At 71.0% G+C, this 19,491-nt stretch carries 17 protein-coding genes and 1 pseudogene; 11 read left to right on the plus strand and 7 right to left on the minus strand.

From position 1 onward, the window contains the following. From ACFV5H_RS32625 to ACFV5H_RS32635, 3 genes and pseudogenes are all read left to right on the plus strand, one after another. Positions 1-716, plus strand: a pseudogene (locus ACFV5H_RS32625) (DUF5753 domain-containing protein); the annotation flags it as partial. 9 nt (positions 717-725) lie between these two features. Beyond that, entirely contained in the window at positions 726-1,010 is a 285-nt protein-coding gene (locus ACFV5H_RS32630) for a DUF397 domain-containing protein (protein WP_385052113.1), read from the plus strand. Positions 1,011-1,110: 100 nt separating this feature from the next. Then, a complete protein-coding gene (locus tag ACFV5H_RS32635) occupies positions 1,111-1,914 on the plus strand; it encodes an SAM-dependent methyltransferase (protein WP_385052067.1) in 804 nt (267 codons plus the stop codon). A 258-nt stretch (positions 1,915-2,172) separates the two neighbouring features. Here the strand turns inward: ACFV5H_RS32635 and ACFV5H_RS32640 are convergent, their stop codons facing one another. Together ACFV5H_RS32640 and ACFV5H_RS32645 are read right to left on the minus strand one after the other, a co-directional pair. Next, positions 2,173-3,663 carry a glutamate synthase subunit beta gene (locus tag ACFV5H_RS32640; protein ID WP_385198466.1) on the minus strand — a complete coding sequence of 497 codons (1,491 nt, stop codon included), beginning with the start codon at positions 3,661-3,663 and terminating at the stop codon, positions 2,173-2,175. Between the two features lie 157 nt (positions 3,664-3,820). Continuing rightward, entirely contained in the window at positions 3,821-4,300 is a 480-nt protein-coding gene (locus ACFV5H_RS32645) for a DUF1772 domain-containing protein (RefSeq protein ID WP_385198468.1), read from the minus strand. 251 nt (positions 4,301-4,551) lie between these two features. Here ACFV5H_RS32645 and ACFV5H_RS32650 point away from each other — a divergent pair, with 251 nt between their 5' ends. Beyond that, entirely contained in the window at positions 4,552-5,184 is a 633-nt protein-coding gene (locus ACFV5H_RS32650; protein WP_385052058.1) for a uridine kinase, read from the plus strand. A 36-nt stretch (positions 5,185-5,220) separates the two neighbouring features. Here the strand turns inward: ACFV5H_RS32650 and ACFV5H_RS32655 are convergent, their stop codons facing one another. From ACFV5H_RS32655 to ACFV5H_RS32665, 3 genes are all read right to left on the minus strand, one after another. Then, the gene (locus tag ACFV5H_RS32655) at positions 5,221-6,348 is read right to left on the minus strand and encodes a magnesium and cobalt transport protein CorA (RefSeq protein ID WP_385052055.1); all 1,128 of its coding nucleotides are present in this window, start codon (positions 6,346-6,348) and stop codon (positions 5,221-5,223) included. 163 nt (positions 6,349-6,511) lie between these two features. Continuing rightward, positions 6,512-7,444: a carbohydrate kinase family protein gene (locus ACFV5H_RS32660; RefSeq protein ID WP_385198488.1), complete on the minus strand. Its 933-nt coding sequence runs from the start codon at positions 7,442-7,444 to the stop codon at positions 6,512-6,514. Beyond that, complete coding sequence (locus tag ACFV5H_RS32665) at positions 7,426-8,337, minus strand: pseudouridine-5'-phosphate glycosidase (protein WP_385198469.1); 912 nt, start codon at positions 8,335-8,337, stop codon at positions 7,426-7,428. Before ACFV5H_RS32665 ends, ACFV5H_RS32660 begins: the two co-directional genes overlap by 19 nt. Before the next feature lie 102 nt (positions 8,338-8,439). On the opposite strand from ACFV5H_RS32665, the gene ACFV5H_RS32670 reads away from it, so the two are divergent. After that, complete coding sequence (locus ACFV5H_RS32670) at positions 8,440-8,868, plus strand: VOC family protein (protein ID WP_385052049.1); 429 nt, start codon at positions 8,440-8,442, stop codon at positions 8,866-8,868. Positions 8,869-9,068: 200 nt separating this feature from the next. On the opposite strand, the gene ACFV5H_RS32675 is transcribed toward ACFV5H_RS32670, so the two are convergent. Further along, positions 9,069-9,623 carry a methylated-DNA--[protein]-cysteine S-methyltransferase gene (locus tag ACFV5H_RS32675; protein WP_385052046.1) on the minus strand — a complete coding sequence of 185 codons (555 nt, stop codon included), beginning with the start codon at positions 9,621-9,623 and terminating at the stop codon, positions 9,069-9,071. 47 nt (positions 9,624-9,670) lie between these two features. Continuing rightward, positions 9,671-10,543 carry a glycerophosphodiester phosphodiesterase gene (locus tag ACFV5H_RS32680; RefSeq protein ID WP_385198471.1) on the minus strand — a complete coding sequence of 291 codons (873 nt, stop codon included), beginning with the start codon at positions 10,541-10,543 and terminating at the stop codon, positions 9,671-9,673. 278 nt (positions 10,544-10,821) lie between these two features. Here ACFV5H_RS32680 and ACFV5H_RS32685 point away from each other — a divergent pair, with 278 nt between their 5' ends. From ACFV5H_RS32685 to ACFV5H_RS32710, 6 genes are all read left to right on the plus strand, one after another. After that, positions 10,822-11,685 (plus strand): MHYT domain-containing protein, encoded by an 864-nt coding sequence (locus ACFV5H_RS32685; protein WP_385052041.1) that lies wholly within the window; start codon positions 10,822-10,824, stop codon positions 11,683-11,685. A 40-nt stretch (positions 11,686-11,725) separates the two neighbouring features. After that, positions 11,726-13,873: an excinuclease ABC subunit UvrB gene (gene uvrB, locus ACFV5H_RS32690; RefSeq protein WP_385198473.1), complete on the plus strand. Its 2,148-nt coding sequence runs from the start codon at positions 11,726-11,728 to the stop codon at positions 13,871-13,873. A gap of 135 nt (positions 13,874-14,008) precedes the next feature. Continuing rightward, positions 14,009-14,587 (plus strand): TerD family protein, encoded by a 579-nt coding sequence (locus ACFV5H_RS32695; RefSeq protein ID WP_385052035.1) that lies wholly within the window; start codon positions 14,009-14,011, stop codon positions 14,585-14,587. A gap of 52 nt (positions 14,588-14,639) precedes the next feature. Further along, positions 14,640-16,646, plus strand: coding sequence for a TerD family protein (locus tag ACFV5H_RS32700; RefSeq protein ID WP_385198474.1), 2,007 nt, complete (start codon positions 14,640-14,642; stop codon positions 16,644-16,646). Positions 16,647-16,933: 287 nt separating this feature from the next. Further along, positions 16,934-17,935, plus strand: coding sequence for a TerC/Alx family metal homeostasis membrane protein (locus ACFV5H_RS32705; RefSeq protein WP_385052030.1), 1,002 nt, complete (start codon positions 16,934-16,936; stop codon positions 17,933-17,935). Positions 17,936-18,220: 285 nt separating this feature from the next. Further along, positions 18,221-19,324: a calcium:proton antiporter gene (locus tag ACFV5H_RS32710; protein WP_385052027.1), complete on the plus strand. Its 1,104-nt coding sequence runs from the start codon at positions 18,221-18,223 to the stop codon at positions 19,322-19,324. Positions 19,325-19,491 lie beyond the last annotated feature (167 nt).

A 19,491-nucleotide genomic window follows, 5' to 3' on the forward strand; every position in this document is an offset into this window, starting at 1 on the left:
TGGCCGAGGTCGCGCTCAAGATCCCGTACCTCCAGATGCTGCTGAAGGAGTACGGCGTCTCCGACGAGGAGGCCGAGGCCTTCGTACAACTGGCGTAGGACGCCAACCGGCCCGGCTGGTGGCAGCGCTTCCACGACATCCTGCCCGGCTGGTTCTCGATGTACGTCAGCCTGGAGGGTGCGGCCTCCCTCATCCGCAGCTACGAACCCCACTTCGTCCCCGGACTGCTCCAGACCGAGGACTACGCACGCGGCGTGCTGCGCTCCGGGGCCATCGGGCAGACCCGGCCCGAGGACATGGAGCGCCACGTCGACCTGCGCATGCAACGGCAGGAACTGCTCACCCGCAAGGACGCGCCCCGGATGTGGGTCGTGATGGACGAGACCGTGCTCCGCCGCCCGGTCGGCGGCCCGGAGGTGATGCGTGCACAGATCGACAAGTTGCTCGAGGCCACGAAGCTGCCCAATGTGACGCTGCAGATCGCCACGTTCGCCGGTGGGCCCCATCCCGGCACGTACGGGCCGTTCGTGCTGTTCCGATTCGCCATGCCCGAACTGCCGGACATGGTCTACAGCGAGTACCTGACCGGCGCCGTCTACCTGGACGCGCGCGAAGAGGTGGCGACCCACCTCGAGGTCATGGACCGCATGGCGGCGCAGGCCGCTACGGCACATCGCACGAAGGAGATCCTCCGGGATCTCCGCAAGGAGCTGTGAATGGAACTCATGGAGCCCCTGAACCCCCTGAAGTCCCCGCCCCGCCCGCGGGTGCGCACCGGAAGGATCTACAACGGCATGCCCGCGCGGGAACTGGGCAGCGAGGGCTGGCACAAGCCGTGGAGCGGCGGCAACGGAGGGAACTGCCTGGAGGCGATGAAGCTCGAGGACGGCCGGATCGCCGTACGCCAGTCCACCGACCCGGACGGGCCGGCGCTCATCTACACCTCCGCCGAGATGACGGCCTTCATCGAGGGAGCGAAGGCGGGAGAGGCGGATTTCCTCCTGTCCTGAGACCTGTTGCCCGCTCTACCTTTGTTTTCCCCTTCCGGCTTGGCACTGACTTGATCACTAACAGTTGCAATTGCAGTTGCAGAGACTTATGGAGTCCTTCATGACCGGGCAGCACCCCGTGGAGATCGACACGAGCAGGCCGCACCCCGCGCGGATGTACGACTGGTACCTCGGAGGCAAGGACAACTACCCGGTCGACGAGGCCATGGGGAAGCAGATGCTCGCCCTCGACCCGCGGGTGCCGGTGATGGCGCGGGTGAACCGCGCGTTCATGCAGCGGGCCACGCGCTGGCTGGCCGGGCAGGGCGTACGGCAGTTCCTCGACGTCGGCACCGGCATCCCCACCGAGCCCAACCTGCACCAGGTGGCGCAGAGGACCGCGCCCGACGCCCGCGTCGTGTACTGCGACAACGACCCCATCGTGCTGGCCCACGCGGCGGCCCTGCTGCGCGGTACGGACGAGGGGGTGACCGAGTACCTCCAGGCCGATGTGCGCGATCCGGACGTCATCCTGGAGGGCGCGCGGAAGATCCTCGACTTCGACGAGCCGATCGCGCTGTCGCTCATCGCGCTGCTGCACTTCGTCTCCGACGAGGACGGGGCGCACGAGCTGGTCGGGCGGCTGCTGGACGCGCTGCCCTCAGGCAGCTACCTGGTCGTCACCCACGCGACGTCCGACTTCACCCCGGAGGAGTCGAAGGCGGCCACGGAGAAGCTCAAGGCGGCGGGCGTCACCCTGGCGCTCCGCTCCCGCGAGGAGTTCACCCGCTTCTTCGACGGCCTGACCCTCGTCGAACCGGGCGTCCAGGTCCCCCACCACTGGCACCCCGAACTGGGCGACCCGATCCCCGGCCAGGACGACGACATCATCCCCGGCTACGGCGCGGTGGCCCACAAGCCATAACCCCGGCACCGGCGGCCCGCTGCGTTGTGTGCAGCGGGCCACCGCTGCCGCCGCCCTCCGCGGGCAGTCGTGCCGCTGGGGCGGCACGGGTGGGCGCGACGGCACCCCGGCAGCGCCGGGCCGCGCAACCCCACCCCCGGCCCACACCCACGCCGGGCGCCCCGCAAGCGCCGGGCCGCGCAGCCCACCCCGGTCGGCGCCAACCCCCGCATGACGCCTGGCCGGCCCTCCCCGGACACACAACCCGCAGGGACCGGTTCACGCGGTCATCGGACGGTCATAGGGACCGATCGGTGCCGGCAGCCGACTCACCTCACCCGTCAGACAGCGATCGACCGCCGCAGCCACCGCCCGCCCCTCGGCGATCGCCCACACGATCAGCGACTGCCCCCGCGCCGCATCCCCCGCCGCGAAAACCCCCGGCACATTCGTACCGAAGCCCGCATCCCGCGCGACCGTGCCACGAGGCGACAACTCCACCCCGAGCTGGGCGAGGAGCCCATCCCTCTGTTCCGGCCCGGAGAACCCCAGCGCGAGCAGCACAAGATCCACCGGCAGCATCCGCTCGCTCCCCGGCACAGGCCGACGCCCCGCGTCCACCCCCACCAGGTGCAGCGCACACACCCGCCCATCCCCGTCCCCGGCAAAGCGCAGCGTGGACGCCGCGAACAACCGCGCATCCGCGTCCACCACCGGCGCCGTCCGCAACACCCCGGCCTCCTCGTGCGCCGCAGACAACCGGTACAACTTCGGATACGTCGGCCACGGTTCGGCATCCTCGTCACGCTCGTCCCCCGGCCGGCCGTAGATGTCGAGCTGGGTGACCGACGCGGCTCCCTCCCGCACCGCCGTCCCCAGACAGTCCGCCCCCGTGTCACCACCACCGACGATGACGACATGCCGCCCCGCGGCCGACAACGGTGACGACTCCAGATCCCCCTCACGCACCCGGTTCGCGAGCGGCAGGTACTCCATCGCCTGGTGAATCCCCGCCAGTTCACGCCCCGGCACGGCAAGCTCCCGCCACGCCGTCGCCCCCGTCGCGATCACCACCGCGTCATACCGCGCCCGCAACTCCGCCGCGTCCACATCCCGCCCGACCGTCGTGGACGTACGGAACTTCGTCCCCTCGGCCCGCATCTGCTCCACCCGCCGCTCCAGATACCGCTTCTCCATCTTGAACTCGGGGATGCCGTACCGCATCAGCCCACCGACCCGGTCGTCCCGCTCGTAGACGGCGACCGTGTGCCCCGCCCGGGTCAGCTGCTGGGCCGCGGCCAGCCCGGTCGGGCCCGAACCGATGACCGCGACCGTCCGGCCGGAGAGTCGCTCCGGCGGCGCCGGCGGGGCGAAACCCTCCTCCCAGGCCCGGTCGGCGATGGCACACTCGACGTTCTTGATGGTGACCGCCGGCTGGTTGATGGCGAGCACACATCCCGCCTCGCAGGGCGCCGGACACAACCGGCCGGTGAACTCCGGGAAGTTGTTGGTGGCGTGCAACCGCTCCGCCGCCGCCCGCCAGTCCTCCCGCGAGACCAGCTCGTTCCACTCGGGGATGAGATTGCCGAGCGGGCAGGCCTGGTGGCAGAACGGCACACCGCAGTCCATGCAGCGGTCGGCCTGTGCACTGACGATGGGCAGCAGCGCCCCCGGCACGTACACCTCGTTCCAGTCGCGGACCCGTTCCTCGACGGGCCGGCGCGGCCACTCCTCGCGGGGCGTGGTCAGGAAACCCTTGGGATCGGCCATGGCCGTGTTCCTTGCGTGCGCGGGTGACAGGCCGTGCGTCGTCGGGCAGCACTCCTCCGGCCACGATACGTCCGCTCACCCGCCCCCGCAGAGCGCCGGGACAGCGCTTTCCCGGAAACCCGCCGACCGCTCGCCGGCCGCCCGCCGACCGGGTCCCTCAGACGAGGGCCAGGAGGTACGCCACCGCCGCCCCGGCCGAGGCGAACGCGCGGACGTGGTTCCACATCGTCCACTCGCGCACATAGACCGGCCAGTACGCGACCGCCTCCGGGCCACCCGGTTCGAGCCGGTCCAGCGCCTCGTTGCGCGGTATGTTCGCGACCACGGTCAGCCCGAACGAGCCGACCAGGTACAGGACACCACCCACCAGCAGTTCGACCGTCCCCTCGTCCGGCCACAGCACGAACGTCACCACCGTGACCACCGCGCACAGCATCGCCGTACCGAGGAACAGCAGCATGAAGGCCGGCCGCACCGCCGCCACGTTGACCGCCCGCATCGCGGCCGCCCCCTGCGCCGGCGGCAGCGCCGCGAGCCCTCTCATCACGAACGTCGAGAAGGCGCAGAAGACCCCGGCCACCAGCCCGGTCCCGAGCACACCCAGCACCGTCAGCACGAAGTACGGCCCGCCGATCATGTCGTCATCCCCGTTCCCGGCCGGGCCCCTTCCCGGCCACCACCGTCATCACCAGTGAAAGCGCCCCTTGGCACCCCGGCCATGGCCCAGGAGCGCGGACGCATGCGCGAACGTCCAAGGACGTCGAACGCCCCGGGCGTCACCCCTCCCTCCAGGCGGCCGGGCACCGGGCGCCGAACCCGTACAACCGGGAGACCCGGACAGCCGGGAGACCCGCGCGGCCGGACGGGCCGCAGGCGCATCATGGCCCTGTGCGACTTGAAGCGATCACCTGGGACCGGCTCGGCGACCTCCTCGCCGAGCGCCTGCTGGAGCTGAGGACGGCCGACGGCGGACCCTGGCCGCGGGTCGCCCTCGACGGCGCCCCCGCCGCGCGTCCGGGAGACCTCGCCGAGCGGGTCGCCGAGGCGCTGCGGATACGTGGCCGGCCCTCCCTGGTCGTCGGCACCGAGGGCTTCCTGCGACCCGCCTCCGTCCGGCTCGAATACGGCCACCGGGACCTGGAGTCCTACTACGGCGGCTGGTACGACACCGGCGCCCTCTGGCGCGAGGTGTTCGGACCCCTCGAACCCGGCGGGAGCGGACGCGTCCTGCCCGACCTGTGGGACCCCGTCACCGACCGCGCCACCCGCAGCCCCTATGTCCGACTCCCTCCCGGCGGCGTGCTGTTGCTGCACGGCCCCCTCCTCCTGCGCCACTGGTTCCCCTTCGACCTGAGCGTCCACGTCCTCCTCTCCCCGGGCGCCCTGCGCCGCCGTACCGCCGAGGACGGGCACTGGACCCTCCCCGCCTTCGAGCGCTACGAGCAGGAGACCGACCCCGCCGGCACGGCCGACGTACTGGTACGGGCCGACGACCCCCGCCATCCGGCCTGGCGCGGCTGACCCCGTCTCCCCGCCGGGGGTGCAGAGCAGCGGGTCTCAGAGCCAGCGGCTGCGCCGGAACGCCCGGTACAGCAGCAGGCACGCCACGGATATCACCCCGATGACCATGCCGTAGCCGTACCGCCAGTGCAGCTCCGGCATGTGGTCGAAGTTCATGCCGTACATCCCGCAGACCATCGTCGGCACCGCCACGATCGCCGCCCAAGCGGTGATCTTGCGCATGTCCTCGTTCTGCGCGACCGTGACCTGCGCCAGATGCGCCTGGAGAATGGAGTTCAGCAGCTCGTCGAAGGCCGCTATCTGCTCCTTCGCCCGCAGCAGATGGTCGGAGACGTCACGGAAGTACGCCTGTGTCTCCGGGGCGACCACCCGGATCGGCCGGGTGGCGAGCTCCTCCAGCGGCCGGCCCAGCGGCACCACCGCCCGCTTCAGTTCGAGGAGTTCACGCTTGAGCTGGTAGATGCGGCCCGGATCGACCCGCGCGCCGTGCTCCGCGAACACATCCGTCTCGACCTGGTCGATGTCATGCTGGACCGAGTCGATGACGGTCAGATAGTCGTCGACCACATGGTCCGCGATCGCGTGCAGCACCGTGGACGGGCCCTGGGCGAGCTGCTCGGGATCGGACTCCAGCCCCTCGCGCAGCGGACCCAGCGAGCCGTGCCGGCCGTGCCGCACCGTGACCACGAAGTCCTTGCCGAGGAACACCATGATCTCGCCGGTGTCCACCACCTCGCTGTTCGCGGTGAGTTCCTCGTGCTCGACGTAACAGACCGTCTTGAACACGGCGAACAGCGTCTCCCCGTACCGCTCCAGCTTGGGCCGCTGGTGGGCCTCGACCGCGTCCTCCACCGCCAGCGGATGCAGGTCGAACAGCTCCGCGATGCCGGCGAACTCCCGGGTGGTCGGCTCGTGCAGCCCCAGCCAGACGAAACCCTCCCCGCTCTTGCGCACCTGCCTCACCGCGTCCACCAGGTCCCCGCGCGCGCCGGTGCGGTGGCCGTCCCTGTACGTCACGCAGTTGACCACCGAGGAGCCCAGCGGGGAGCGGGCCGGATGACTCAGGTCCACACGGGGCCGCCGCCGCGCCAGCCGCGCCACCCGGCGCAGCCCGCCGACCCTGCCGAGGCCCGTGACCTTCCGCAGATTCCCTGCCATGGACATCCGGTTCTCCTTGCGTGGTTCCCCCGCGCCGTCCTGCTTCCCGCGCTCCGGATCGCCAGTCTGCCAGGCCCGGACGAGTCGTGTGCGAGCCTGTGGGAAGAGGGAATTCCGCTTTGTTCCCGCCTGTGGACAAAGGAAGTTCGCCCATTGCGGCGCCCGTTCGTCAGGCGGGTGCCGGCGGACGGCCCCCTATGTGTTCCACCGCCTGCGCGCCCGCCCGGCAGCCCTCCCGTGCCGCCTGCTCCGGGTCGGCTCCCGCGAGCAGGGCCGCGAGGAACGCGCCCGTGAACGCGTCACCGGCACCCGTGGTGTCCCGTGGCACAGCCGGTACGGCCGGAACGCGGGCGTACACCTCCCCGGACCGCGCGAGCAGCGCGCCCTCGGCACCCTGCTTGGCCACCACCAGCGGAACGTGCCGGCTCAGCCGCGCCGCGGCGTCCGCGACCTCGGACGCCCCCGTGAGCAGGCACGCCTCGTCACGGCTGGGCAGCAGGACGTCCACGTCCTCGACCAGCGACAGGAACCGGTCGACGCCCAGCCGCAAGAGGAACCCCGCCGACGCCGGATCCAGACTCACCGGCACCCCACGGGCCCGCGCCGCCTTCGACGCCACCGCGGCCAAGGCCCTGCTCGGCTCGGTGAACAGCAGATAGCCCGACAGATGCAGCCGCGCCACCCCGTCCAGCAACGCGTCCGACCAGTCGCCGGGGTCCAGCCGCAGCGACGCGCCACTCTCGGTGAGGAACGTCCGCTCGGCCGCCGCGCCCTCGTCGACCAGGCAGATCACCGTCCCCGTCGGCGCCTGTCCGTCCACGACCAGCAGCGGGCGGACCCCGCATGCGGCCAGCTCCCGCTCGTGCCAGTCCGCCGCGTCCTCGCCCACCCGCCCGAGGAGCCGCACCTCCGTACCGTCCCGACACGCCGCCCAGCAGGCCACGTTGGCGCCCGCACCGCCCGGCACCGTCCGGATCGCCGCCGCCGTGTCCGTCCCCGGCGCGAGCGGCGCCCGGTGCCGGGCGACCACATCCGTGATCACATCGCCGACGACCAGCAGCGCCCCGCCCCGCACCGCGTCCGTCACTCCCCGGCGGCCCAGGACGCCGCGACCCGCGCGGCCAGACGTACGTTGCCCCGGACCGCCGCCAGGTTCGCGGCGAGGGAGGCGCCGTCGGTGTGCCGGACCAGGTGGTCGAGCAGGAACGGCGTGACGGCCTGACCGGTGACACCCTCCGCCTCGCACGCGCGCAGTGCCTCGTCGAGCACCCGCGCGTGCAGTCCGGGATCCAACTGCTCCTCCTCGGGGACCGGGTTGGCCACGATCAGCGCCGACTCGGGTCCGCCCAGCGCGTCCTGCGCCCGCATGACCTCCGCGACCTGCGCCGGAGAGTCCAGCCGCCAGTCCACGGGGTGCCCGGAGTCGGACAGGTAGAAGCCGGGGAAGCGGTCCGTGCCGTATCCGGCGACCGCCACCCCCAGCGTCTCCAGCCGCTGCAGGGTCGCGGGCACGTCCAGGATCGACTTCACGCCCGCGCACACCACGGTGATCCGCGTCCGCGCCAGCAGGCCGAGGTCGGCCGACTCGTCCTGGGTCACCGTCCACTGCCGGTGCACGCCACCGAGCCCTCCGGTGGCGAACACCCGTATGCCCGCGAGCGCCGCCAGCAGGGCCGTGGCCGACACCGTGGTCGCCCCGCTCGCCCCGGCGGCCACCGCGAGCGGGAGATCACGATGGCCCAGCTTGCGGATGCCGTCCTCGCCCGCGACCCGCTCCAACTGGTCCTTGTCCAGGCCGACCCGGGGCCGCCCGTCCAGCACGGCGATCGTCGCCGGTACCGCGCCCTCCTGCCGTACGGCCGCCTCCAGTTCCAGCGCCACCCGGAGGTTGCGCGGCCGGGGCAGTCCGTGGGCGATGATCGTGGACTCCAGGGCCACCACCGGGCGGGCCGCGGCGATCGCCTCCCGTACCTCTTCGGACACCATGAGCACCACGTGTCTGCCTCCTGTCTGCCGGTTCTCCCTCATCCCTGGCGAGCCGGGCACCGGGCCAAACCCCCTTGCGCGCGGTCATGGGCGTCGCGGAGGCTGGGAGTCATGACGGACAACACGACTCGCCTCGACCACATCGTCCTGTGGGTGAGCGATCCCATCGCCGCCGCCGGTTTCTACGAGAAGGCCGTGGGCCTGGAGCCCGTCAGGCTCACCGAGTACTCCGTCGGTGAGGCACCGTTTCCCTCGGTGCGGGTCAATGAGGAGACGATCCTCGATCTCATGCCGCGGGCCAAGGCGGAGCGTATGCGGATGCTGCCCGGTGCGGCGGAGAGTTCGGGGCATCCCGTGAACCATGTCTGTCTGTCGCTGACGGCCTCGGACTTCGACGCTTTGCGTAGTCGGCTGGAGGAGGGTTCCGTGCCGGTGTCGGATGTCTCGCGTGACTCCTTCGGGGCGCGGGGGTCGGCGCGGCGCAGCTTCTACTTCCGTGATCCGGATGGCAACGTGTTCGAGGCGCGGCACTACGACTGAGCGGGGGCCGCTGCGCGGCCCGGCGTTTGCGGGGTGCCTCCCTCACTCTCGGCTTCTCCCTCACTCTCGGCTTCGCTCGAGCGGGAGGGACCCCCATGAGCGGGAGGTACCCCCACCGCCCACCCGTGCCGCCCTGCGGCACGACTGCCCGCGGAGAGCGGGGCGGCGGCACGACTGCCCGCAGAGGGCGGAGAGGTGGGTCAGAACAGGGGTTCGGGGAGGATGCCCTCCAAGGCCAGGAGGTGGCGTTTTGTTTTCAGGCCGCCGCCGAAGCCGCCTATGCCGCCGTCGCTCTCCACCACCCGATGGCACGGTACGACCACCGGCAGTGGGTTCGCGCCCATCGCCATGCCCACGGCCTGGGCCGCGCCGGGCCGGCCGACCCGGCGGGCCAGATCGCCGTACCCGACGACCGAGCCGAACGGCACCCCGGTGGCCAGTTCCCGCAGCACCTCGCGGTTGAAGCCCGAGATCAGCGACCAGTCCAGCGGCAGCTCGAAGTCCCGCCGCTCACCCGCGAAGTACGCCTCGACCTGCCGTATCGCCTCGGCCAGCAGCGGGGAGCCGGGCTCCTCGGCGGGCTCGGTGCCGAGCCGCGACGCCAGCCGCTCCAGCGCGCTGCCGCGCACCTCGTCGGTGGCGTGGAACACGACGTTGACCAGGCCCTCACGGGTCGCGGCCAGCAGCAGCGGGCCGATGCCGGTGCCGACGACGGCCCACACCACCCGCTGCTCGTACTGCCCATGGCTGTCCATGCGCACCACCGTACGGCCCGCCACTGACAACGCCCCGGGCGGACGCCTCAGCCGCGTACCGCGTCCCGCACCACGTCGGGCGTGTTGGTGATGATCCCGTCGACCCCGAGCCCGGCGACCCGCCGGGCGGCGGCCGCGTCGTTCACGGTCCAGGTGCACACCTCCAGCGGCTTGCCGCGCGCCCCCTTGAAGGCGTGCACGGCGGCGACGTAACCGGCGGAGAGGGAACCGTACGAGGGATTGATCTGGTCGGTGAAGGCCGCGTACGCGGGCAGGTCCGACACGGGCGGCGTCCCGAGGAAGCCCGTCTTCACCGCGGGCCGCAGATCGTGGACCGTCCGTACGCTGTCCGCGCTGAAGCTCTGCACGACCAGTCGGTTCCGCACATGCCGGCGGTCCAGCCAGCCCTCGTTGCCCAGCACCTCGACGATCTGCCGCTCCATGCCGGGATACAGCTGAGGGTTCTTGATCTCCAGCAGCAGCTTCTGCCGGTGCCGCTCGACGCGGTGCACGAACTGCTCCAGTGTCGGCACGCGCGCGCCCGCGTACGTGGAGCCGAACCAGCTGCCCGCGTCCAGCCGGGCGATCTCCGCGGCGGTGAAGTCCTTCACCTTCCAGGGGGCCCGGTCGGGGAAGACCTCCTCGACGTCGGTGGTGCGCCGCAGGCTGTCGTCGTGCAGGACGACGAGTTCACCGTCCCTGGTGCGCTGGACGTCGTTCTCCACCCAGTCGACGCCGAGCGCGGCGGCCTTGTCGACGGCCTCCAGGGTGTTCTCGGGCGCGTACGCGGACGCGCCCCGGTGGGCTATCACCAGGGGCCGCGCGGAGTTCTCCGCGGCCCGCGCGGGGGAGAGCGGGAGCAGGAGGGCGGCGGTGCCCAGGAGCGCGGTGGCCGAGGCGGTGACAGCGCGTGCGTGCATGCGTACTCCTCACGTCGAACGGTCACGGTCGGTTCAACTGTGACAGCAGAGGGTCGACGCGAGACGAGTACGGGATGGCCGCGGATCGAACGGTGTCGTCCGGACTCCGCACACCGATGCCACACACCTGGGGCAAGGACGTGTTTCTTTGCCGGATAGTCGTTCGACCATTCCGGTGGGGTCATACTCTCTGCGTCATCCCTGGCCGCCGTCACGGCGCCAGGAGGGGGGTTTATCAGGACGTTGCGGGACATACGTGTCGGGAAAGGCAGCCGCGCATGCAAGGCACGGTCGACGGATTCAGCTACGGTCTGGTCACACCGGTGGTGGCCTTCCTCATGTCCTGTCTCGGCGGAGCCCTGGGCCTGCGCTGCACCACCAGGGCCATCAGGATGTCCCGCTCCTGGCGCCCCGGCTGGCTCGCCCTGGGGGCCGCGACCATCGGCTCCGGCATATGGACGATGCACTTCGTCGCGATGACGGGCTTCACCGTCGAGGGCACGCCGATCCACTACGACCGGCTGATCACGTTCGCGAGTCTGGCCGTCGCCGTCGTCATGGTGGGCATCGGGATCTTCATCGTCGGCTACAAGGGAGCCTCCGGAACGGCCCTGTTCACCGGGGGCACCATCACCGGCCTCGGCATCGCCTCGATGCACTATCTCGGCATGGCCGGGATGAGCTTCGACGGATACCTGGAGTACGACGTCCTCACGGTCGCCGCGTCCGTGGCCATCGCCATGGCCGCCGCCAGCGCCGCCCTGTGGGCGGCCGGACAGGTACGGGGCTTCCTGTGGAGCGTGGGCGCCAGCGCCGTCATGGGGCTCGCGGTCACCGGGATGCACTACACCGGCATGGCCGCGCTCGAGGTGCACGTCCACGGCACGGCCGAGCCCGCCACGGGGGAACCGGCGGCCGCCCTGCTCGGACCGATGATGATCGGCCCGCTCGCCTTCCTCGTCCTCGCGGGCGTCGTGGTGATCTTCGACCCGCTGATGGTCGCCGGCGGGCCCGCCACACCCCCCGCCGAGCACAAGCCCGGCGTCCCCGCCCACTCCCCGGCCCACCACTCCCCGGCACGCCCGCGGCTGCGGGCCCGCGGCCCCGTGGAACACCGCTCCCGGACCCCGCAGCGCCGCTGATCCGGACCCGTTGTCAGTGGAGGGCCGTACGGTGGATGGCATGCGGCCCGTTTCCCAGATCGAACGCACGGTGGCGCCCTTCGAGGTCGTCAGTCCCTACCAGCCGAGCGGCGACCAGCCGACGGCCATCGCCGACCTCGCCCGGCGCATCGAAGCAGGTGAGAAGGACGTCGTCCTGCTCGGCGCGACCGGTACCGGCAAGTCCGCCACCACCGCGTGGATGATCGAGAAGCTCCAGCGCCCCACCCTGGTCATGGCGCCGAACAAGACCCTGGCCGCCCAGCTGGCCAACGAGTTCCGCGAGCTGCTGCCGAACAACGCGGTCGAATACTTCGTCTCGTACTACGACTACTACCAGCCCGAGGCGTACGTCCCGCAGTCGGACACCTACATCGAGAAGGACTCCTCGATCAACGAGGAGGTCGAGCGGCTGCGTCACTCCGCGACCAACTCGCTGCTCACCCGCCGCGACGTCGTCGTGGTCGCCTCCGTCTCCTGCATCTACGGCCTGGGCACCCCGCAGGAGTACGTGGACCGCATGGTCCCCCTCCGCGTCGGCGACGAGCTCGACCGGGACGAGCTGCTGCGCCGCTTCGTGGACATCCAGTACACGCGCAACGACATGGCCTTCACCCGCGGCACCTTCCGCGTCCGCGGCGACACCATCGAGATCTTCCCGGTCTACGAGGAGCTCGCCGTCCGCATCGAGATGTTCGGCGACGAGATCGAGGCGCTCTCCACGCTCCACCCGCTCACCGGCGAGATCATCAGCGACGACCAGCAGCTGTACGTCTTCCCGGCCTCCCACTACGTCGCGGGCCCCGAGCGGCTGGAGCGCGCGGTGGGTGACATCGAGAAGGAGCTCGGCGAGCGCCTGACCGAGCTGGAGAAGCAGGGCAAGCTCCTGGAGGCCCAGCGCCTGCGCATGCGCACCACGTACGACATCGAGATGCTCCGCCAGATCGGCTCCTGCTCCGGCGTGGAGAACTACTCGATGCACTTCGACGGCCGCTCGCCCGGCTCCCCGCCGAACACCCTGCTGGACTACTTCCCGGACGACTTCCTCCTCGTCATCGACGAGTCGCACGTCACGGTCCCGCAGATCGGCGCCATGTACGAGGGCGACGCCTCCCGCAAGCGCACCCTCGTCGACCACGGCTTCCGGCTCCCCTCCGCCCTGGACAACCGGCCGCTGAAGTGGGAGGAGTTCCAGGAGCGCATCGGGCAGGCCGTCTACCTGTCGGCCACCCCCGGCCAGTACGAGCTCTCCCGCGCGGACGGCACCGTCGAACAGATCATCCGCCCCACCGGCCTCGTCGACCCCGAGGTCGTGGTCAAGCCCACCGAGGGCCAGATCGACGACCTGGTGCACGAGATCCGCACCCGCGTGGAGAAGGACGAACGCGTCCTGGTCACCACGCTCACCAAGAAGATGGCCGAGGACCTCACCGACTACTTCCTGGAACTCGGCATCCAGGTGCGCTATCTCCACAGCGACGTCGACACCCTGCGCCGGGTCGAGCTGCTGCGTGAGCTGCGCGCCGGCGAGTACGACGTCCTCGTCGGCATCAACCTGCTGCGCGAGGGCCTCGACCTGCCCGAGGTGTCCCTGGTCGCCATCCTCGACGCCGACAAGGAGGGCTTCCTGCGCTCGAGCACCTCCCTGATCCAGACCATCGGCCGCGCGGCGCGCAACGTCTCCGGCCAGGTCCACATGTACGCCGACAAGATCACCCCGGCGATGGAGAAGGCCATCGACGAGACCAACCGCCGCCGGGAGAAGCAGGTCGCGTACAACAAGGCGAACGGCATCGATCCCCAGCCGCTCCGCAAGAAGATCAACGACATCGTCGCGCAGATCGCCCGCGAGGACATCGACACCGAGGAACTGCTCGGCTCGGGCTACCGCCAGGCCAAGAAGGACGGCGGTACCAAGGCGCCCGTGCCCTCCCTGGGCACCAAGGCGGCCAAGGGCGCGAAGAGCGCCAAGAGCGCCAGGGGCAAGGCCGCCGAGACCGTGCCGACCGACCGCCCCGCCGCCGAACTCGCCGAGCAGATCGAGGAGCTCACCACGCGGATGCGGGCCGCCGCGGCCGACCTGCAGTTCGAGATCGCGGCCCGGCTGCGCGACGAGGTCTCCGAGATGAAGAAGGAGTTGCGGCAGATGCAGGAGGCCGGCCTGTCCTGACGGCCGCGTACGCGATGTGTTGCAAGAACGACACAAAGTGCGGTCCCGGGTACGTCGCTGTCAGTGCCCCTGCGTAGGGTTCTGGTCAACCGCGATCGCGCGGTAACAGGGGAAGTTCGAGAGGGGAATCAGCGCGTGACCGTCAACATGACCAAGGGTCAGGCCATCAGTCTGCAGAAGAACGACGGTGGCAGCCTGACTGCGGTGCGCATGGGTCTCGGCTGGCAGGCGGCTCCCCGTCGCGGCCTGTTCGGCTCGCGCACCCGGGAGATCGACCTGGACGCCTCGGCCGTCCTGTTCGCGGACAAGCAGCCGGTCGACGTCGTCTTCTTCCGCCACCTGGTGAGCGACGACGGCTCCGTGCGCCACACCGGTGACAACCTCGTCGGCGGTGTCGGCCAGGGCGGCGACGACGAGGCCATCCTCGTCGACCTCTCGCGCGTCCCGGTCCACATCGACCAGATCGTCTTCACCGTGAACTCCTTCACGGGCCAGACCTTCCAGGAGGTGCAGAACGCGTTCTGCCGCCTCGTCGACGAGACCAACGGCCAGGAGCTCGCCCGCTACACGCTGGCCGGTGGCGGCGCCTACACGGCCCAGCTCATGGCGAAGGTGCACCGCACGGGCTCGGGCTGGACGATGACGGCCCTCGGCAACCCGGCCAACGGCCGCACCTTCCAGGACCTGATGCCGGCGATCCTGCCGGTCCTCTAGGTACCACGGGCGATACGAGCAGCCACCACCGCGACACAGGGGGACGAAGGCGATGACGGCCGAGCTGGTGCGGGGACAGAACCACCCGCTCTCCCAGTCCCGTCTGGAGATCAGGGTCTCGGCCGGCACGCCGGTCGTGGCCGTGGCCGCGCTCGGCGACGAGAACGGCCGGATCCACGGAGTGGAGTGGGTGGCCCACCCGGGCGCCCCCACCCAGCCCGGTCTGGAGGTGTCGCGGCAGGCGGCCGCCGACCACCGTCTCGCGGTGGACCTGGACGCCATGACGGACGCGGTGCACCGCGTCAGTGTGCTGCTCGCCCTGCCCGCCCCGGGCGGTGGCCCGGGACCCGCCCGGTTCGGCGCCGTGGCCGCCCCCTTCGTCGCCGTCACCGGCCTGGACGGCGGCGAGATCGCCAGCTACACCATCACCGGCCTGGAGGCCGAGTCGGCCGTCGTCGCGCTGGAGCTCTACCGGCGGCAGGGTGCCTGGAAGGTGCGCGCCGTCGGCCAGGGCTACGCGGGCGGCCTGGCCGACCTCCTCACCGACCAGGGCCTGCCCGAGGCCGTACCGCTCGCGGGCACCATCAACGAGGCGGTCGCGCGGGGCCTCGCCCGCTCCGTGCAGGCGCCCCCGCCCCGTCCGGCCGACGGTGACCGCTCCCGTCAGCCGGCCGCTCCCGCCCTCGGCCCCGACCAGGGCGGCACCGCACCGCAGGGTGTCCCCGGCCCCGTAGCGCCGTCGTACGGCGGGCAGCCGGCCGGTGGGCCGGGACAGACCGGACCGCAGCCGGCGTACGGCGGAGCCGGTGCCGCGGACCCGTCCGCCGCCACCGGCGGCCCGATCGACTACAGCCACCCCGGCCGCCGGAACTCCGCCCCGCCGCCGCCCCCGCCCACCGCGCCGCCGGCGCAGCCCGGACAGCCCGCGCAGCCCGTCGCGGGGGACGCCACCGGCTGGTCCATGGAGGAGCGGCTCTACAACCAGGTCTGGGGCATGTTCGAGGACCTGGCCCGCACCACCGCCGCCTACCGCAGCGCCGTCGACTTCGCCGAGTCCCGCATGGACAAGGAGCTGGAGCAGACCCTCTCCGACCCGCGCAGCCGGATCGGCGGTCAGGGCGACGCCGCCCGCGAGGCCGCCCGGGCCCGGTACACACACCTCGTCGACCAGGCGCGAGAGGTCCTCGACCGGGACCTCGTCCAGCTCGTCGCCGAGGCCGACGTCGTCGAACCCGCGCTGCCCCCCGCCTTCGCCCGCTGGGACAACCCCGCCTGGCACGCCTACCGGGTGCCGATGGAGATACCCATGGCACTGCGCCTGGGCGACCTGCGGCTGCCCGAGGCCGACCGGATCCGCATCCCGATGCTGCTCCGGCTGCCGCTGGAGCGCGGTCTGTGGATCGACAGCGGACGGGCCGACCCGGTCGACGGGTCGTTCACCGACTCCCACGACATGCGGCGCCTCGCCATGGAGACGGCGGTGGCGCACGCGGCCCGGCTGCTCGCCGTCTACCCGGCGGGCGAGTTCACCGTGCACGTCATCGACCCGGCCGGATCCGGGGCGCAGCCGCTGGCGCCGCTGACGCAGACCGGTGTACTGGCGGCCCCGCCCGCCCAGGGCGCCGCGGGTGTGACGGACGTGCTGGGCCGGCTCACGCAGCGGGTCGACCTGGTGCAGATGGCGCTGCGCGGAGGTGCCCCGGACGCGCTGCCGCCCGGCTTCGACACCTCCCAGCAGTTGCTGATCGTCAACGACTTCCCGCACGGCTTCGACGACCGGGCCGTGAACCAGTTGCGTTACCTCGCCGACGAGGGTCCGGCCGTCGGGGTCCATCTGATGATGGTCGCCGACCGCGAGGAGTCCGCGGGCTACGGTCCGCTCCTCGACCCGTTGTGGCGTTCGCTGCTGCGACTGACCCCCGTGCCCGATGACCATCTGGCCGACCCGTGGGTCGGCCACGCCTGGACGTACGAGCCGCCGCTCGTGCCGCCGGGCAGCCAGGTCCTCCACCAGGTGCTCACCCAGGTGGCGGCGGCCCGCCGCTCATGGGACAGGTGACGTCCCGACACCTTTGACCAAGCTCGCGTAAAGCCCCTTCACCTGGGGCTTTGTATCTTTCTTTACCTGCCCCTTTACCAATCCTTGGTGATTGGGTAATCTTGACCGCACGGAGGGGAGTACTCCCTGTCTGTGCGGCGACCCCGTCAATACGGATCAGGCCAGATCCCGGGGCGTCGGCCCGAAGGACCGTCCGGACGCAGTCAAGCGCCGGAGGCCCGGGTGGAAGAGACCTCCGGCAGCGACGACGCTGACATTTGCCGTGTGACGTATCTGCCGGAGGCGCAGTGGATGTTTCCCTGACCCTATGGGTCCTGACGATCGTGGGCCTGTGCGCCCTCATCGCGGTCGACTTCTTCATCGGCCGCAAACCGCATGACGTATCCATCAAGGAAGCCGGAATCTGGACCATCGTCTGGATCGTCCTGGCCGCGCTCTTCGGACTCGGCCTGCTGATCTGGGGCGGAGGCCAGGCCGGAGGCGAGTTCTTCGCCGGCTACATCACCGAGAAGTCGCTGAGCGTCGACAACCTCTTCGTCTTCGTCCTGATCATGGCGAAGTTCGCGGTGCCGTCGCAGTACCAGCAGCGGGTACTCCTCGTCGGCGTCCTCATAGCCCTGGTGCTGCGCGCGATCTTCATCGCCGCGGGTGCCGCGATCCTCGCCAGCTTCTCGTGGGTGTTCTACATCTTCGGCGCCTTCCTGATCTGGACCGCCTGGAAACTCATCCAGGAGGCCCGGGCCGACGAGGAGGACGAGGAGTACGAGGAGAACAAGCTGCTCAAGGCCGCCGAGCGCCGCTTCGGCGTGGCCGACCGATACCACGGCACCAAGCTGTGGATCGAGCAGAACGGCAAGCGGGTCATGACCCCGATGCTCGTCGTCATGCTCGCCATCGGCACCACGGACATCCTGTTCGCGCTCGACTCCATCCCCGCGATCTTCGGCCTGACCCAGGACCCGTACATCGTGTTCACGGCGAACGCGTTCGCGCTGATGGGCCTGAGGCAGCTGTACTTCCTCATCGGCGGCCTGCTGAAGAAGCTGGTCCACCTGTCCTACGGCCTGTCGATCATCCTCGGCTTCATCGGCGTGAAGCTGGTGCTGCACGCACTGCACGAGTCCGGGGTACACGTCCCCGAGATCAGCATCCCGGTCTCGCTGGGCGTCATCTGCGCGGTCCTGATCGTCACCACGATCACCAGCCTGCGGGCCTCCCGCAAGCAGGCGGAGGCCGAGGCGGCGGCAGGCCGGGGCGAGGACCCCGTGAAGAACAACATCGACGTCTGACCCTGTCGGACACCGGAACGCCGGTACCGGGAGCGGAGGTCAGCACATCGCCGACCACCGCTCCCGGTCCCGTTCGTCCCCACCCCGCGCCGTCCGCCGGCGCCGACCGAACACGACTCGTACGAGGAGGCCATGCGTGACCATGATGACCCCGAGACGATCAGGATCGCGGAGCGGAGGGGCACGCCGTGCGGCGGTGACACCCCCCGCGCCCCCCACGATCGGCCGGTGGTCGGAGGGCTGTGGTGAGGTGCGCCGCCCGTTCACGTCTGCGACGATCGCCCCATGACCGCTCGGCTCAGGTCACTCGCGGCCCAGTGGACGACCCTGGTGCCGGCGTTCGCCGTAGTTCTGCTGATCCTGACCTGGGGACGCGAACTGCCCGGCTGGCTCGTCGTACTGGTGACCGCGGTTCTCGCGGGATCCGTGCTGGCGGCCGTGCACCACGCCGAGGTGGTCGCGCACCGGGTCGGTGAACCCTTCGGCTCCCTGGTTCTCGCGGTCGCCGTCACCGTCATCGAGGTGGCGCTCATCGTCACGCTGATGCTCGACGGCGGGGACAAGAGCGCGACGCTCGCCAGAGACACCGTGTTCGCAGCCGTGATGATCACCGTCAACGGCATTCTCGGACTGAGTCTGCTGGTGGGCTCACTGCGCCACGGCACGGCGGTGTTCAATTCGGAAGGCACCGGCGCGGCCCTCGCCACGGTCGCGACCCTGGCGACCCTCAGCCTCGTGCTGCCGACGTTCACCACGAGCAAGCCGGGCCCGGAGTTCTCCACCGTGCAGCTCACGTTCGCGGCGGTCTCCTCACTGACCCTCTACGCCTTGTTCGTGGCGACCCAGACCGTCAGACACCGCGACTACTTCCTGCCGATCGTCAAGCAGAGCGAAGCGGCAGCCGCCGAGCAGGAGCACGCCGAGGCACCCTCCACGCGCACCGCCCTGATCAGCCTCGGACTGCTGGGCCTGGCCCTGGTCGGAGTGGTCGGGCTGGCCAAAGGGGTCTCGCCCACGATCGAGTCCGGAGTGGACGCCGCCGGGCTGCCCCACTCCGTCGTCGGTGTGATCATCGCCCTGCTGGTCCTGCTCCCGGAGACCATCGCCGCGGTGCGCGCCTCGCGCCGCAATCAGGTGCAGACCAGCATGAACCTCGCGCTCGGCTCGGCGATGGCCAGCATCGGCCTGACCATCCCCGCCGTCGCGCTGGCCTCCCTCTGGCTCCCCGGGCCGCTCGTCCTCGGGCTCGGCAACACCCATATGGTGCTGCTCGCCCTGACCATGGTGGTGGGCGCCCTGACCGTGGTCCCCGGGCGGGCCACACCACTCCAGGGCGGCGTGCACCTGGTGCTGCTCGCGGCCTATCTGGAACTGGCGCTCAACCCCTAGTAGTGCTTCGCCCGGCGGCGCAGGACGCGCTCCCCGGCGCTCATGGGCCGCCCGGAGGCCTGGTTCTCCGGGCGGCCCCTGAAGTAGTGCCGGAAAGGGCCCGGAGCACGACCGTGCTGTCGCCCGGTGCGGGCCGGGGCAGGGCTCAACGGCCGTACGGCGCAGCG

This window comes from Streptomyces sp. NPDC059787, from assembly GCF_042732315.1.
Taxonomy (GTDB): Bacteria; Actinomycetota; Actinomycetes; order Streptomycetales; family Streptomycetaceae; genus Streptomyces; species Streptomyces atrovirens.